Here is a 14,332-nt window from a genome sequence, read left to right on the forward strand (position 1 = left end):
GGGCGGGGTCACCTGACCGAGGGGGTCACGAACGGGGGACGGGTGAGGCGCATCCGGGCACGGCGACCACGGATGTCGACCTCCACCACGTCGCCGTCGGCGAGCTTCGCGGCGGCGTCCAGCAGCGCCAGGGCGACGCCCTGCTTGCGGGTGGGCGAGAACGTGCCGCTGGTGATCGTGCCGACCTGCGCGTCGCCGACGTGCACCGTCATGCCGGGGCGCGGGATCGCCCGGTCGACCGCCTCCAGGCCGCGCAGCGTACGCCCCGGACCGGCGGCCTTCTCCGCGAGCAGCGCGTCGCGGCCCCAGAAGGCCGGCTTGTCCCAGCCGACCGCCCAGCCGGAGCGGGCCTGCACCGGGGTGATCTCCAGCGACAGGTCCTGACCGTGCAGCGGGTAGCCCATCTCGGTGCGCAGGGTGTCCCGCGCGGCCAGCCCGCAGGCGCGCAGGTCGGAGCCCGCCGCGAAGAGCGCGTCCCAGACCGTGACCGCGTCGGCCGCCGGCACCACCAGCTCGTAGCCCAGCTCCCCGGTGTAGCCGGTGCGGCACACGGTCAGCTCCACCCCGTCGAGCGTCGCGGTGGAGAAGCTCATGTAGTCGTGCCCCGTCGGCAGGTCCAGCGCGCCGAGCAGCTCGGCCGAGCGCGGCCCCTGCACGGCGAGGACGGCGTACGCCTCGTGCTCGTCGGTGACGGTGACCGACGCCGGAGCGGCGGCGCGGAGCCGGCGCACCACCTCGGCGGTGTTCGCCGCGTTCGGGATGAGGAAGACGTGGTCGTCGGCGTGCAGGTAGGCGATGATGTCGTCCACCACGCCGCCCGTGGCGTCGTCGCAGCAGAGGGTGTACTGCGCCCGGCCCGGCCCGATCCGGCCCAGGTCGTTGCTGAGGCAGGCGTTGACGAACTCCGCCGCGCCCGGCCCGGTCACCCGCGCCTTGCCCAGGTGGGAGACGTCGAACACGCCCACCCCGGTCCGCACCGAGGTGTGTTCCTTCAGCACCCCGCCCCCGGCGTACTCCAGCGGCATCTCCCAGCCACCGAACGGGGCGAACTTGGCGCCGCGAGCGGTGTGCCGCTCGTGCAGCGGAGAACGGCGCAGCCGGGTCGCGGCGGCGTCGGAGGTCACGTCGGTCATGGGTGGGAACTTACCGGGAGCTGGGCGGCTGGTTAGCATCGGCGGGACCCGTCGGAGCCGTCGGCGGGACAGCCCCGACCTCCGGCGGGTACGTTCCGCCGGAGACCTCCATCGCCGGTACGCGACGACGCGACCGGCCCGGCCCGCCCGGAGTAGCTTCAGTGACATCGCCCAGCACCACCCTGAGCCTGGTCGACACCGACCCCGCCGAGCTCGCCGTCGACGCGATCGTGATCGGCCTGCACAGCCAGACCGGCGAGCAGGACGCCACCACCGGCCTGGCCGGAACCCTGCTGCTCGCCAGCGGCGCGGAGAGCATCGCCGCCGCCTTCGACGGCAAGCTGACCGAGACGCTGGCCCTGCTCGGCGCGACCGGCGCCCCCGGCGAGGTGATCAAGCTGGCCACGCTGGGCACCGTGACCGCCCCGGTGGTCGCCGCCGTCGGCCTCGGTCCGGAGCCGACCGGCGCCGCCCCGGCCCCGGAGACCCTGCGCCGGGCCGCCGGCGGGGCCGTACGGGCCCTCGCGGGCGCGCCGCGGGTGGCGCTCGCGCTGCCGCTGCCCGACGACGCCGACGCGCCTGCGGCGCTGCGCGCGGTGGCGGAGGGCGCGCTGCTCGGCGGCTACCGCTTCGCCGGCTACAAGACCCGGCCGCAGCCGTCCCGGCGTGAGCCGGTGGCCGAGGTGCTCGTCGCCGTGCCGGACGCCGGTGACGCCGGCGCCCGGGCCGAGATCACCCGCGCCCAGGTGGTGTGCGACGCCGTCCGGCGCAGCCGGGACTGGGTCAACACCGCCCCGAACGAGCTGCGCCCGCCGTCCTTCGCCGACTCGGTGGCGGACTCCTCCCGCGAGGCCGGCCTGGCCGTCGAGGTCCTCGACGAGGCGGCCCTGGCCGCCGGTGGGTACGGCGGCATCATCGCCGTCGGGCAGGGCTCGGAGGCCCCGCCGCGGCTGGTCAAGCTGAGCTACACCCCGGCCGGCGGCGGCAACGGCAAGCGGGTGGCGCTGGTCGGCAAGGGCATCACCTTCGACACCGGCGGCATCTCGATCAAGCCGGCGCAGGGCATGTGGGAGATGAAGTCCGACATGGGGGGCGCCGCCGCGGTGGCCGCGACCATGCTGGCCGTCGCCGCGCTCAAGCCGTCGGTGGCCGTGACGGCGTACCTGCCGATGGCGGAGAACATGCCGTCCGGGCGGTCGTACCGGCCGGGTGACGTGATCAGCATGTACAACGGCAAGAAGGTGGAGGTGCTCAACACCGACGCCGAGGGCCGGATGATCCTGGCCGACGCGATGGCGCGGGCCTGCGAGGACGGCTGCGACTACCTCTTCGAGACCTCCACCCTCACCGGTGGGCAGGTCGTCGCGCTGGGCAAGCGGATCGCCGGCGTGATGGGCAGCCCCGAGCTGTGCGAGCGGGTCCGCACCGCCGGCGACGCGGTCGGCGAGCCGGCCTGGCCGATGCCGCTGCCGGACGACGTGCGCAAGGGCATGGACTCCGACGTGGCCGACATCTCCCAGGTCAACGCCGGCATGGACCGGGCCGGTCACATGCTCCAGGGCGGGGTGTTCCTGCGCGAGTTCGTCAGCTCCGACGTCGACTGGGCGCACATCGACATCGCCGGCCCGAGCTACCACTCGGGCGAGCCGACCGGCTACTGGACCAAGGGCGGCACGGGCGTGCCGGTGCGCACGCTGCTGCACCTCGTGGAGGACGTCGCCGCCAACGGCTGACGTACGCGGCGGAGGGCCCCTCGTGCGACGAGGGGCCCTCCGCCGTTTCCACCCGGCCGGCGTGGACGCCGGGACGCTTCCGGTCAGAACAGCTCGGGGCGGCGCTTGCGGCGCTCGTTGTAGTCGCGCATCCGCTGCGGGTAGCCCATCAGCCGCACGTCGTAGACCGGGATGCCCATCCGGTACGCGAAGCGGCGGGCGCCGTCGGGGCCGTCGATGCGGCGGCGGGTCCACTCGCCGTCGTCGGCGATCAGCATGACCGTGGTCTCGGTGACGGTGGTCCGCGGCTCGATGTACGCCTCGACCCCGCGCCGGCTGCGGACGAAGCCCTCGAGGTGCTCCAGGTCGGCGCGGTCGGCGGCCCGGTCGAGGCTGACCGCCCGGGTCTTCTTGCGTCGCCGGAACAGTCCCACCGAGCGTCTCCCCCTCAGGTACGTCGTCGAAGCCAGTGCCAAGCGTACGTGTCACGGACGTGTCGTTGGGCACCTCACTACGCGGGCGGCGGGCGGTGGTGACAAGATGACCGAGGTGGGGTGTGCCCGTGTTACCCCGCCGTGACCCCCGAAGCAGTGACGCGACCTGGGAGTTGGACGTGAGCGAGCCGAACGACGCAACCTTCGACATCGTCATCCTCGGAGGTGGCAGCGGCGGCTACGCGACCGCCCTGCGCGCCGTCCAGCTGGGCCTGAAGGTCGCGCTGGTCGAGAAGGGCAAGCTCGGCGGCACCTGCCTGCACAACGGTTGCATCCCGACCAAGGCGCTGCTGCACGCGGCCGAGATCGCCGACCAGACCCGCGAGTCGGAGCAGTTCGGCGTGAAGGCCGAGCTGGTCGGCATCGACATGGCGGGGGTCAACGCCTACAAGGACGGCGTGATCTCGCGGCTCTACAAGGGCCTGCAGGGCATGCTCAAGGGCAACAAGGCGATCACCATCGTCGAGGGTCACGGCAAGCTGGTCGGCAAGAACGTCGTCGAGGTCGACGGCAAGCGCTACACCGGCCGCAACGTCGTCCTGGCCTCCGGTTCGTACGCCAAGAGCCTGCCCGGCCTGGAGGTCGACGGCGAGCGGGTCATCACCAGCGACCACGCGCTCACCCTCGACCGGGTCCCGGCCTCGGCGATCGTGCTCGGCGGCGGCGTGATCGGCGTCGAGTTCGCCAGCGTGTGGAAGTCCTTCGGGGTGGACGTCACGATCATCGAGGCGCTCCCCCGGCTGGTCGCGGCCGAGGACGAGGAGTCCTCGAAGGCGCTGGAGCGGGCGTTCCGCAAGCGGAAGATCAACTTCAAGGTCGGCAAGCCGTTCGAGAAGGTCGAGAAGACCGACAAGGGCGTCAAGGTCACCATCGCCGGCGGTGACACCGTCGAGGCGGAGCTGCTGCTGGTCGCCGTCGGGCGCGGCCCGAACACCGCCGACCTCGGTTACGAGGAGCAGGGCGTCAAGATGGACCGCGGCTACGTGCTGACCGACGAGCGGCTGCGCACCAGCGTGCCGAACGTCTACGCCGTCGGCGACATCGTGCCCGGCCTCCAGCTCGCCCACCGGGGCTTCCAGCAGGGCATCTTCGTGGCCGAGGAGATCGCCGGCCAGAACCCGGCCGTCATCGACGAGGTCGGCATCCCCCGGGTCACCTACTCCGACCCGGAGCTGGCGTCGGTCGGCCTGACCGAGGCGAAGGCCAAGGAGCAGTACGGCGCCGACAAGGTCAAGACCTACAACTACAACCTGGGCGGCAACGGCAAGAGCCAGATCCTCAAGACGGCCGGCTTCGTCAAGCTCGTCCGGGTGGAGGACGGCCCCGTCGTCGGCGTGCACATGGTCGGCGCCCGGGTCGGCGAGATGGTCGGCGAGGCGCAGCTCATCTACAACTGGGAGGCGTACCCGGCCGAGGTGGCGCAGCTCGTGCACGCCCACCCGACGCAGAACGAGGCCCTGGGCGAGGCGCACCTGGCGCTCGCCGGCAAGCCGCTGCACGCACACGCCTGATCACGACAACCGCGGCGTCCGGCGACGGGCGATGATCCCACCAGGGGAATGAAGGAGTCTTTGAAGATGCCGGTATCGGTCACCATGCCCCGGCTCGGTGAGAGCGTCACCGAGGGCACCGTCACGCGCTGGCTCAAGCAGGAGGGCGACACCGTCGAGGTCGACGAGCCCCTGCTCGAGGTGTCGACCGACAAGGTCGACACCGAGATCCCGTCCCCGGCGGCGGGCGTGCTGAGCCGGATCGTGGTCGGCGAGGACGAGACCGCCGAGGTCGGCAGCGAGCTGGCCGTGATCGCGGGCGAGGGCGAGTCCACCGGCGGCGGCGAGACCGCCCCGCAGCAGGAGGAGCCGGCCGAGGAGGCCGCCGAGGCCGCCGAGGAGCCGCAGGCCGAGGCGGAGCAGCCGGCCGTCGAGGAGCCGCAGGAGAAGGCCGCGCCGGCGCCGGCGGGCGAGGGCACCCCGGTCAAGATGCCGGCCCTCGGCGAGAGCGTCACCGAGGGCACGGTCACCCGCTGGCTCAAGCAGGTCGGCGACACCGTCGAGGTGGACGAGCCGCTGCTGGAGGTCTCCACCGACAAGGTCGACACCGAGATCCCGTCGCCGGTGGCCGGCACGGTCCTGGAGATCAAGGTTCCCGAGGACGAGACCGCCGCGGTCGGCGCCGACCTGGCCGTGATCGGTACCGCCGGCGCCGCCCCGGCCGAGGCCAAGCCGGAGTCGAAGCCCGAGCCGAAGGCGGAGGCCAAGCCCGAGCCCAAGCCGGAGCCGGAGCCGAAGGCCGAGGCCAAGCCCGAGCCGAAGCCGGAGCCGGAGCCCAAGGTCGAGGAGCCGACCCCGGGCATGTCGTACAACGAGCCGTCGGCGGAGGCCGAGACCTCGGCGCAGCCCGCCCAGGCCGAGCAGAAGGCCGTGCCGTCGGCCGCGGCCCCGCAGCGCCCGTCGGCGCCCGCCCAGGGCGGCGAGGAGGCCGCCGGCTACGTGACCCCGCTGGTGCGCAAGCTGGCCGGCGAGCACGGCGTCGACCTCTCCTCGGTCAACGGCACCGGCGTCGGCGGCCGGATCCGCAAGCAGGACGTGCTGGAGGCGGCGGAGAAGGCCAAGGCCGCCAAGGCCGCGCCGGCCCCGGCGCAGCAGCCCGCCGCCGCGGCCCCGGCCAAGCCGGCCGCCAAGCCGCAGCCGAGCGCCAAGCGTGGCACCACCGAGAAGCTCCCCCGGATCCGCGCGACGATCGCCAAGCGGATGCAGCAGTCGCTGCACGAGATGGCGCAGCTGACCACCGTGGTCGAGGTGGACGTCACCAAGGTGGCCAAGCTGCGGGCGCGGGCCAAGGAGTCGTTCCAGCAGCGGCACGGCGTGAAGCTGTCGTTCCTGCCGTTCTTCGCCCTCGCGGCGGTCGAGGCGCTGCAGGCGTACCCGATCGTCAACGCCAGCATGGACCTCGACGCCGGCACGATCACCTACCCGGACTCGGAGCACCTCGGCATCGCCGTGGACACCGAGCGCGGTCTGATGGTGCCGGTGATCCACGGCGCCGGCGACCTGAACCTGGGCGGCATCGCCAAGCGGATCGCCGACCTGGCCGAGCGCACCCGGACCAACAAGATCAGCCCGGACGAGATCGCCGGGGCGACCTTCACGCTGACCAACACCGGCAGCCGCGGCGCCCTCTTCGACACCCCGATCGTGCCGTCGCCGCAGTCGGCGATGCTCGGCACGGGTGCCGTGGTCAAGCGTCCGGTCGTGGTCAACGACCCGGAGCTGGGTGAGGTCGTCGCCGTCCGGTCGATGGTCTACCTGGCCCTGTCGTACGACCACCGGCTGATCGACGGCGCGGACGCCGCCCGCTTCCTGGTCGCGGTCAAGGAGCGGCTGGAGTCGGGCAACTTCGAGGCCGAGCTCGGCCTGTAGTCCCCGCGCGACGGCACGAAGGGCGCCCCGGTCACCGACCGGGGCGCCCTTCGCCGTCCGGCCGCCCGGCCTGAACGCCGTTCGGTTCCCCGCCGCCCGGCCGGCCCGCCGCCTGGTTCGCCCGCCGCCGGGCTGGCGCGATTCCGGCCCGGCGGGGACAGGGCGCTGCCAGAGTGGTTGGGTGGGTGTCATCCGGTGGCGCGAGCGGCTGGGACCGGCCGTCTCGATCGCCCCCGGCGCCCGGGTCGACCGGTTCGAGGTCTTCTTCGACCTGGTCTTCGTCTTCTCGTTCTTCATCATCACCCGCGCCACCGCCGCCAACATCTCCGGATGGCAGCTCGGGCACGCCATGCTCGTGCTCGCCGTGCTGTGGTGGTGCTGGGTGGTGCACTGCGTGGTCGCCACCCGGGTCCGCCTCGGCGAGGGCTTCGTCCCGGTGCTGATGGTCATCGGCATGGCCGCGCTGTTCTGCTTCGCGCTCTCCCTCCCCCAGGCATTCAGCGACGCGACCGACGTGGCCGCCGGGCCGATGGTGGTCGCGCTCAGCTACGTGGTGATCAGGGGCGTGCACCTGGCGCTGTACTGGCACGTCGCGCGGGAGAGACCCGGCGAGCGGCGGCTGCTGCTGAAGTACTCCCCGGAAATGATGGTCAGCACCCTGCTGCTCATAGCCGCCGCGCTGATCCCGCCCCAGATCGACGACCCGGAGCGGGCGGCGATGCTGCGCGACTGGCTCTGGGTCAGCGTCGTCCTGCTCCAGTACGGCATGGGCCTGGTCGCCGGCGCCTGGGGCTGGATGGTGACCTCCGCCGAGCACTGGACCGAGCGGTACGACCTCATCCTGATCATCGCCCTGGGCGAGTCGGTCATCTCCGTCGGCGTCGGCAGCAACCTGCTCGGTCAGCCGCCCACGTGGCCGGCGGTCGCCGCGGCGGTGCTCGGCATCTTCTTCACGGCCGCGCTCTGGTGGGCGCACTACGACGTGATCGCACCGGCCGCCAGGATCGCCCTGCACGCGGCCGAGGGGCGGCCCCGGGTCTCGATGGCCCGGGACGCGTACGCCTACTTCCACCTGCCGATGATCGCCGGGATCATCCTGTTCGCCCTCGGCGCCGAGGAGATCGTGCACCAGGTCGCCGACCCCGAGGTGCCGGTCGGGGACCCCACGCACGGCTCCGGCGTCATGCTCCTGTTCGGCGGGGTGATCTGCTACCTGGGCGCGAACATGTTGTTCCAGCTGCGTACGCTGCGCACCGTCTCCTGGACGAGGGTCGGCGCGGTGCTCGTGCTCGCCGCCGGGATCCCCGTCGGCCAGCGGCTGCCGGGGCTGGCCGCCCTCGCCCTGCTCACCGTGATCTGCATCGGGCTGGTGGCGGTCGAGGCGGTGGTCATGGCGGACTCCCGGCGCGCCCTGCGCGAGATGGTCTTCGAGGAGAAGACCAGCCACGAGGCGCACGAGGCCGCCTGGCGCGCCCGCTGGCGCGAGCCCACCCCGGACGAGCCGTCGACATGACCTGCCGGCCCACCCGGAGGTCACGCCCCTCGACCCGCGGCGTCGCGTAGCACCTCGTAGCACATCCGACTAGGATTACACCGTGGCAGAGCACGCTCATCGAGAGATAACGCAGCGCGAGCTGCGCAACGACTCGGGCGCGATCATGCGGCACGTCGAGTCCGGCGAGTCCTTCGTCATCACGCGCAACGGCACCCCCGTCGGAAAGCTCACCCCGCTCCGCCGGCGCACGTTCGTCCAGCGGGCGGAGGTGCTCGCCGCCTTCGCGACGGCTCCCGTGCTCGACGGCGAGAGGTTCCGCGCCGACATCGACTCGTCGGTCGAGCAGGACCCGTTCAGCCGTGAGTGGTGAGGCACCGGTCCGTGGCCTGATCGACACGAACGTCGTGATCCATCTCGGCGCCCTCGGTCCGGGGGACCTGCCGGAGGAGATGGTGATCAGCGCCGTGACGCTCGCGGAACTCTCCGCGGGCCCGCACCACACCGACGACCGCGCCGAACGTGCCCGGCGGACCAGCGTCCTCCAGCATGCCGAGGTCGTCTTCGAGCCGCTGCCCTTCGACGCCGAGGCCGCGCGGGCCTTCGGGCTGGTCACCAGTGCGGTCCTGGCCGCGGGGCGCACCACCCGCCGCCGGCTGGCGGACCTGATGATCGCCTCCATCGCACACGCGAACGGCCTGTCGCTCTACACCACGAATCCGACCGACTTCGTCGGGCTGGAGGAGTTGGTCACCATCCGGCCCGTCCGCCGGCCCTGACGGGGCACGTGTCCTCGCGCCTGCTGTCGTAGGCTGGCCGCAGCGTCGCGGTGCACCCGGCAAGAAGACCGCCGAGGGCATGGAGGCGCGGGACCGCATGGGGAACACACGCCTCCGTTCACGCCCGACGAGCGCCTGCGGGCCTTCGGCAACCAACTGATCGATATCCACCTCTGGCTCCGCGAGGAACTCGCCCAGCTGCGCGACGGCGTGGGCGACCCCGGCGTACGGCCGAGGGACCTGCGGACCCACTGCCTGGCCTTCTGCGCGGCGCTGACCCGGCACCACACCGGCGAGGACGCCGGGGCGTTCCGGGTGCTGGCCGACCAGGTGCCCGAACTGGCCCCGGTGCTGCGCGAGCTGGCGGCCGACCACCACATCGTGGCCGAGGCCCTGCGCCGCGTCGAGGAGCTGGCCGACGCCACCGCGCGCCGCACGAGGTGCGGGCCGAGCTGGACACCCTCGCCGCGCTGCTGGAGACGCACTTCGTCTACGAGGAGAAGAAGCTCGTCGGCGCGCTCAACGCGCTGACCGCCGGCAGCACCGAGGGGCTCCTCGGGGTTCCGCTCCCGCCGCTCGACCGTGACCCTGGGCCGGTCCACTGACCCGCACCCGAGCGAGCGCGCCGGCGGCACCACGGGGTCGATGCGGCGTTCGACCCGGCCCAGGTCTGCCGGTAGCAGAATCGCCGCCGGGGGCTTTGCCGGCGGGCCCGGGCCCGGCAGGGTGGGCACATGGCGACCTTCACTCTCCAGGCGGTCCCGTCCGACGGCCCGAGCTGGCTGGAGCTGGCCCGGCGGGTCGAGGCGGCCGGTTTCGACGCCCTGTTCACCGCCGACCATCCGGGTCTGGCGGCGTCCCCCTTCGTCTCGCTGGCCGCCGCGGCGGCGGTGACCTCGACGATCGGCCTGGGCTCGTACGTCTCCAACGCCGGTGTCCGCGAGCCGATGCTGCTCGCCTCGGACGTGGCCTCCCTCGACCTGCTCTCCGGCGGGCGGGCCCGGTTCGGCCTCGGCGCCGGCCACACCCCGGCCGAGTGGCGCGCGGTCGGCCGGGAGCGCCCTGACGTCGCCGGGCGGGTGCGCCGCTGCCTGGCCGTGGCCGAGGCCGTCCGCGCCCTGCTCGACGGCGAGGAGGTCACCGTCGACTCCCCCGACCTGGCCGTGCGGGGCGCGCGGCTGGAGGCCCCGCGCCCGGTGCAGCGACGGATCCCGTTCACCCTCGGCACGGCGAACTCGGCGATGCTGCGCTGGGCCGGCGCGCACGCCGACGTGGTCGGGCTGTCCGGCCTGGGGCGCACGCTGCCCGACGGCCACCGGCACGACGTGCGCTGGCGCGAGGCGGACATCGAGGCGCAACTGGCCTGCGTCGCCGCCGGGGCGGAAGGGCGGGCCGAGCCGCCGGTGCTGGAGGCACTCGTGCAGCACGTGGCCGTCACCGACGACGCCGAGGCCGCCGCCGCGCCGACCGCCGAGCGGATCGGCCTGACCGTCGCCGAGCTGCTCGCGACGCCGTTCGTGCTGATCGGCACCGAGGACGAGATCGTCGCGGCGGTCGCCGAACACCGGCGTCGCTGGGGCGTCACCCGCTTCGTCGTACGCGAGGGCGCGCTCGACCCGCTCACGCCGGTCCTGGCCCGCGTGGCCGCCGCCGGCTAGGAGGCTCCCGGCAGCCGCTCGTAGAAGCGGATCTTCTCGCGGAGGTGATCGTGCTGGCGTTGGAGCAGGCGCATCTGCTCCTCGACCCGCTCCGCGTGCCGTTCCAGCAGCGCCTTCCGCTCGCCCGCGGTGTGGTCGCCCTCGCGGGCCAGATCGGCGTAGCGGGACATCTCGGCGATCGGCATGCCGGTGTCGCGCAGGCAGCGGAACAGCACCAGCCAGCTGAGATCCTCGTCGGTGAAGATCCGCCGCCCGCCCGAGGTGCGCCCGACGCCGCTGAGCAGCCCGATCTTTTCGTAGTACCGGAGGGTGTCGAGGCTGAAGCCGCTGCGCCGCGCCGCCTCGGAGGGTGCGTACCCGCTCATTGCGGCAGCCTACTTGACCTGGAGCGCACTCCAGGTTGAACGCTGTGGGGCATGACGACGACACGGACTCTGGGTCGCAGCGGGATCGAGGTCGGCGCGCTCGGCATGGGCTGCTGGGCGATCGGCGGGCCACTGTGGGGCGACGGAGGGCAGCCGTTCGGCTGGGGCGAGGTCGACGACGACGAGTCGGTCCGCACCGTCCACGCCGCCCTGGACCTCGGGGTGACCCTCTTCGACACGGCCAGCAACTACGGTGCCGGGCACAGCGAGCGCGTCCTCGGCCGGGCCCTCGCCGGGCGCCGCGACCGGGCGGTGATCGCCACCAAGTTCGGCAACCTTGCCGACGAGGCGACCAGGCGGTGGACCGGCACCGACCCCAGCCCCGACCACGCGGTGTCCAGCCTGGAGGAGTCGCTGCGCCGGCTCGGCACCGACCACGTCGACCTCTACCAGCTGCACATCAACGACCTACCGGTGCCCGCCGCGCTCGACCTGGTCGGCACGCTGGAGGACCTCGTCGCCCAGGGCAAGATCCGGGCGTACGGCTGGAGCACCGACGACCCGGCGTCGGCCGAGGCGTTCGCGGCGGCCGGGCCGCACTGCGCCGCGATCCAGCACGACCAGTCGGTGCTGCGGGACAACGCCCGGATGCTGGCGGTGTGCGACGCGGCCGACGTGTCCGCCCTCAACCGGGGGCCGCTGGCGATGGGGCTGCTCACCGGCGCGACCCGGGCCGTCGGCCGGGACGACGTGCGCGGGATGGCCCCGGAGTGGCTGGTCTGGTTCACCGACGGCCGGCCCACTCCGCAGTGGGCGGCCCGGGTGGAGGGGATCCGGGCGGCGCTCACCGCCGACGGTCGTACGCTCGCCCAGGGCGCGCTCGGCTGGCTGCTCGCCCGCAGTCCCCGGACGGTGCCGATCCCGGGCTGCCGGACGGTGGCCCAGGCCGAGGAGAACTTCGCCACCCTCGCCCTCGGCCCGCTGCCCGGGGACGCCTTCGCGGAGGTCGAACGACTCATGGCCGACCTCCGCCCGGCCCCGGTCCCGGCCGGGGGATGACCGCTCGGCGCAGCCGCGCCGGGCCGCGTACCCGAAGATGGGGGCATGCGGATCCTCATGGCCGGCGCGTCCGGCTTCCTCGGCACCCGGCTGGCCGACCGGTTCACGGCGGACGGGCACCAGGTCACCCGGCTGGTCCGCCGGCCGCCGCGCGGCCCCGACGAGCGGCAGTGGAACCCGGCCGCCGCGCAGCTCGACCCGGCGGTGGTGGCGGAGGCGGACGCGGTGGTCAACCTGGCCGGCGCGGGCGTTGGCGACAAGCGGTGGAACGACGCGTACCGGCAGCTGATCCGGTCCAGCCGGGTCGACACCACCACCACGCTGGCGATCACCATCGCCGGGCTGCCCCAGGCCGACCGGCCGAGGGCGCTGCTGAACTCCTCGGCGGTCGGCTGGTACGGCAACACCGGCGACCGGACGGTCGAGGAGGACGCCCCGGCGGGCGAGGGCTTCCTGGCCGACGTCTGCCGGGTGTGGGAGGCGGCGACCCGGCCGGCCGAGGACGCGGGCGTACGCGTCGTGCGGCTGCGCATCGGCCTGCCGATGCACCGCGACGGCGGGCTGCTCAAGCCGCAACTGCTGCCGTTCCGGCTGGGCGTCGCCGGCCGGCTCGGCAGCGGCCGGCAGTGGCTACCGTGGATCTCCATGGCGGACTGGCTGGACGCCGCGCGGTTCGTGCTGGACCGCGACGACCTCGTGGGGCCGGTCAACCTGGTCGGACCGGCCCCGGTGACCAACGCCGACTTCACCCGGGAGCTGGCCCGGCAGCTGCGCCGGCCGGCGGTCGTCCCGATCCCGGCGCTGGCGTTGAAGGTGGCGCTCGGCGGCTTCGCGCACGAGGCGCTGACCAGCACCCGCGTCCTCCCGGGCGTGCTCACCGGAGCCGGCTTCACCTACCGCCACCCGACCCTGGCCACCGCCCTGCGCGCCGCCCTCACCGAGTAGCGGCGCGCAGGTACGGGATCAGCAGCCGATCACCCAGTGGTTGGGGCCGGTCTGCTTGAGGGTGCTGGTGTAGAAGGTGTTGTACAGGCCCATCCGCTGGTTCGAGCCGTTGGCGTAGGCGTAGCCGCCGGACTGGTAGGCACGGCCGGCCGCGACGTGCGCGTAGTTGCTGGCCGTCACGCAGGTCGGCGCCGGGGTCGGGCTCGCGGTCGGGGAGGCGGTGGGGCTCGCCGTGGGGGAGACGGTGGGGCTCGCCGTCGGGGTGGGGCCGGGGCCCGTTCCGCCGTTCAGGCCGAAGAAGACCGCGTCGTGGTACGCCGAGCAGATGGTGTCCAGCATGTACGCGGCGGCGGTGCCGCACTGCTCGGCCCCCGGGCCCGGGTCGACCGGGGTGCCGTGGCCCATGCCGGAGACCCGGTAGAGGCGGACGTCGTTGTTGCCGTACACCTCCAGGCTGGTGTTGGCGGGCAGCGACGCGGTGCTGGTGGGGGTCTGCGAGACGCCCCGGACGTTGGTCCACTGGTCGCGCAGCTCGGTGGCGTTGGCCGGCACGACGGTGGAGTCCGAGGTGCCGTGCCAGATGGCGACCCGGGGACGCGGGCCGGTGTGCCCGGGGTACGCGGCCCGGGCCAGGTTGCCCCACTCCTGCGGGGTCTTGTTCACCCCGCTGTACTGGCAGGTGCTGGTGGAGGCGGGCGGCGCGCAGCGGTACGGCAGGCCGGCGACGACCGAGCCGGCGGCGAAGACGTCCGGGTAGGTGGCCAGCATGACCGCGCTCATCCCGCCGCCGGCGGAGAGCCCGCTGACGAACACCCGGCGGGCGTCGGTGCCGTAGTTGTTCCTGGCGTGGTCGACCATCTGCTTGATCGACAGCGCCTCGCCGGAGCCCCGGGCGATGTCCTGCTCTACGAACCAGTTGAAGCAGCTCAGCGGCTGGTTGGCGCTGGACTGCTGCGGCACGATCAGGGTGAACTTCCACTGGTCGGCGAACTTCTGCCAGCCGGAGTTGGCGAAGTAACCGGCGGCGTTCTGGGTGCAGCCGTGCAGCAGTACGACGGCCGGGGCTCCTGCCGGCAGGTTGTCCGGCCGGTACGCGTACATGGCGAGGTTGCCGGGGTTGGAGCCGAAGTTGGTGACCTGGGTGAGGGTGGCGGCCTGGGCGGGGGCGGCGACGGTCGCCACCGCGGCGGCGGCGAGGACCATCCCGGCGACCGCGCCGGTCAGCCGGGTGAGCAGGGACGGGGAGCGGCGCACGGGGGCCTCCTGGGGACGGGGT

The 14,332-nt window shown here is 73.5% G+C and carries 14 protein-coding genes and 1 pseudogene; 11 read left to right on the top strand and 4 right to left on the bottom strand.

The window, feature by feature from the left end:
- Positions 1 to 8 precede the first annotated feature (8 nt).
- Positions 9 to 1,133: a glycine cleavage system aminomethyltransferase GcvT gene (gcvT, locus tag ACFHW0_RS01615; RefSeq protein ID WP_416604952.1), complete on the bottom strand. Its 1,125-nt coding sequence runs from the start codon at positions 1,131 to 1,133 to the stop codon at positions 9 to 11.
- A 161-nt stretch (positions 1,134 to 1,294) separates the two neighbouring features.
- On the opposite strand from gcvT, the gene ACFHW0_RS01620 reads away from it, so the two are divergent.
- Positions 1,295 to 2,866 carry a leucyl aminopeptidase gene (locus ACFHW0_RS01620; RefSeq protein ID WP_416604954.1) on the top strand — a complete coding sequence of 524 codons (1,572 nt, stop codon included), beginning with the start codon at positions 1,295 to 1,297 and terminating at the stop codon, positions 2,864 to 2,866.
- Between the two features lie 83 nt (positions 2,867 to 2,949).
- On the opposite strand, the gene ACFHW0_RS01625 is transcribed toward ACFHW0_RS01620, so the two are convergent.
- Entirely contained in the window at positions 2,950 to 3,279 is a 330-nt protein-coding gene (locus tag ACFHW0_RS01625) for a hypothetical protein (protein ID WP_121400443.1), read from the bottom strand.
- A gap of 179 nt (positions 3,280 to 3,458) precedes the next feature.
- Between ACFHW0_RS01625 and lpdA the strand changes: the two genes are divergently transcribed.
- From lpdA to ACFHW0_RS01665, 8 genes and pseudogenes are all read left to right on the top strand, one after another.
- Entirely contained in the window at positions 3,459 to 4,850 is a 1,392-nt protein-coding gene (lpdA, locus tag ACFHW0_RS01630) for a dihydrolipoyl dehydrogenase (protein WP_088999140.1), read from the top strand.
- Between the two features lie 66 nt (positions 4,851 to 4,916).
- Complete coding sequence (gene sucB / locus ACFHW0_RS01635; RefSeq protein WP_416604956.1) at positions 4,917 to 6,758, top strand: 2-oxoglutarate dehydrogenase, E2 component, dihydrolipoamide succinyltransferase; 1,842 nt, start codon at positions 4,917 to 4,919, stop codon at positions 6,756 to 6,758.
- Positions 6,759 to 6,939: 181 nt separating this feature from the next.
- A complete protein-coding gene (locus ACFHW0_RS01640; protein ID WP_416604957.1) occupies positions 6,940 to 8,271 on the top strand; it encodes a low temperature requirement protein A in 1,332 nt (443 codons plus the stop codon).
- Positions 8,272 to 8,353: 82 nt separating this feature from the next.
- Positions 8,354 to 8,623: a type II toxin-antitoxin system Phd/YefM family antitoxin gene (locus ACFHW0_RS01645; protein ID WP_416604959.1), complete on the top strand. Its 270-nt coding sequence runs from the start codon at positions 8,354 to 8,356 to the stop codon at positions 8,621 to 8,623.
- Positions 8,613 to 9,029, top strand: coding sequence for a type II toxin-antitoxin system VapC family toxin (locus ACFHW0_RS01650; protein WP_416604961.1), 417 nt, complete (start codon positions 8,613 to 8,615; stop codon positions 9,027 to 9,029). The genes ACFHW0_RS01645 and ACFHW0_RS01650 overlap by 11 nt, the downstream gene beginning before the upstream one ends.
- A 210-nt stretch (positions 9,030 to 9,239) precedes the next feature.
- Positions 9,240 to 9,398: pseudogene (locus ACFHW0_RS01655) on the top strand (hypothetical protein); the annotation flags it as partial.
- A 71-nt stretch (positions 9,399 to 9,469) separates the two neighbouring features.
- Positions 9,470 to 9,634 carry a hypothetical protein gene (locus ACFHW0_RS01660; RefSeq protein WP_416605257.1) on the top strand — a complete coding sequence of 55 codons (165 nt, stop codon included), beginning with the start codon at positions 9,470 to 9,472 and terminating at the stop codon, positions 9,632 to 9,634.
- 129 nt (positions 9,635 to 9,763) lie between these two features.
- Positions 9,764 to 10,687 carry an LLM class flavin-dependent oxidoreductase gene (locus ACFHW0_RS01665; RefSeq protein WP_416604962.1) on the top strand — a complete coding sequence of 308 codons (924 nt, stop codon included), beginning with the start codon at positions 9,764 to 9,766 and terminating at the stop codon, positions 10,685 to 10,687.
- Here the strand turns inward: ACFHW0_RS01665 and ACFHW0_RS01670 are convergent.
- Positions 10,684 to 11,052, bottom strand: a complete 369-nt coding sequence (locus tag ACFHW0_RS01670; protein WP_416604964.1) for a MerR family transcriptional regulator — start codon at positions 11,050 to 11,052, stop codon at positions 10,684 to 10,686. The genes ACFHW0_RS01665 and ACFHW0_RS01670 overlap by 4 nt on opposite strands.
- A gap of 51 nt (positions 11,053 to 11,103) precedes the next feature.
- Here ACFHW0_RS01670 and ACFHW0_RS01675 point away from each other — a divergent pair, with 51 nt between their 5' ends.
- Together ACFHW0_RS01675 and ACFHW0_RS01680 are read left to right on the top strand one after the other, a co-directional pair.
- Complete coding sequence (locus tag ACFHW0_RS01675) at positions 11,104 to 12,111, top strand: aldo/keto reductase (RefSeq protein WP_416604966.1); 1,008 nt, start codon at positions 11,104 to 11,106, stop codon at positions 12,109 to 12,111.
- A gap of 45 nt (positions 12,112 to 12,156) precedes the next feature.
- A complete protein-coding gene (locus ACFHW0_RS01680) occupies positions 12,157 to 13,056 on the top strand; it encodes a TIGR01777 family oxidoreductase (RefSeq protein ID WP_416604967.1) in 900 nt (299 codons plus the stop codon).
- Positions 13,057 to 13,074: 18 nt separating this feature from the next.
- Here ACFHW0_RS01680 and ACFHW0_RS01685 read toward each other — a convergent pair whose 3' ends face one another.
- Positions 13,075 to 14,310 carry a PHB depolymerase family esterase gene (locus tag ACFHW0_RS01685; protein WP_416604968.1) on the bottom strand — a complete coding sequence of 412 codons (1,236 nt, stop codon included), beginning with the start codon at positions 14,308 to 14,310 and terminating at the stop codon, positions 13,075 to 13,077.
- Positions 14,311 to 14,332: the final 22 nt, after the last annotated feature.

Source organism: Micromonospora sp. LOL_025, from assembly GCF_048060285.1.
Taxonomy (GTDB): Bacteria; Actinomycetota; Actinomycetes; order Mycobacteriales; family Micromonosporaceae; genus Micromonospora.

What these genes read in the sequence shown, in the direction of transcription:
- gcvT (WP_416604952.1), bottom strand. Translation starts at nt 1,133, where the DNA reads ATGACCGACGTGACCTCCGACGCCGCCGCGACCCGGCTGCGCCGTTCT.
- sucB (WP_416604956.1), top strand. Translation starts at nt 4,917, where the DNA reads ATGCCGGTATCGGTCACCATGCCCCGGCTCGGTGAGAGCGTCACCGAG.
- ACFHW0_RS01665 (WP_416604962.1), top strand. Translation starts at nt 9,764, where the DNA reads ATGGCGACCTTCACTCTCCAGGCGGTCCCGTCCGACGGCCCGAGCTGG.
- ACFHW0_RS01670 (WP_416604964.1), bottom strand. Translation starts at nt 11,052, where the DNA reads ATGAGCGGGTACGCACCCTCCGAGGCGGCGCGGCGCAGCGGCTTCAGC.
- ACFHW0_RS01675 (WP_416604966.1), top strand. Translation starts at nt 11,104, where the DNA reads ATGACGACGACACGGACTCTGGGTCGCAGCGGGATCGAGGTCGGCGCG.
- ACFHW0_RS01680 (WP_416604967.1), top strand. Translation starts at nt 12,157, where the DNA reads ATGCGGATCCTCATGGCCGGCGCGTCCGGCTTCCTCGGCACCCGGCTG.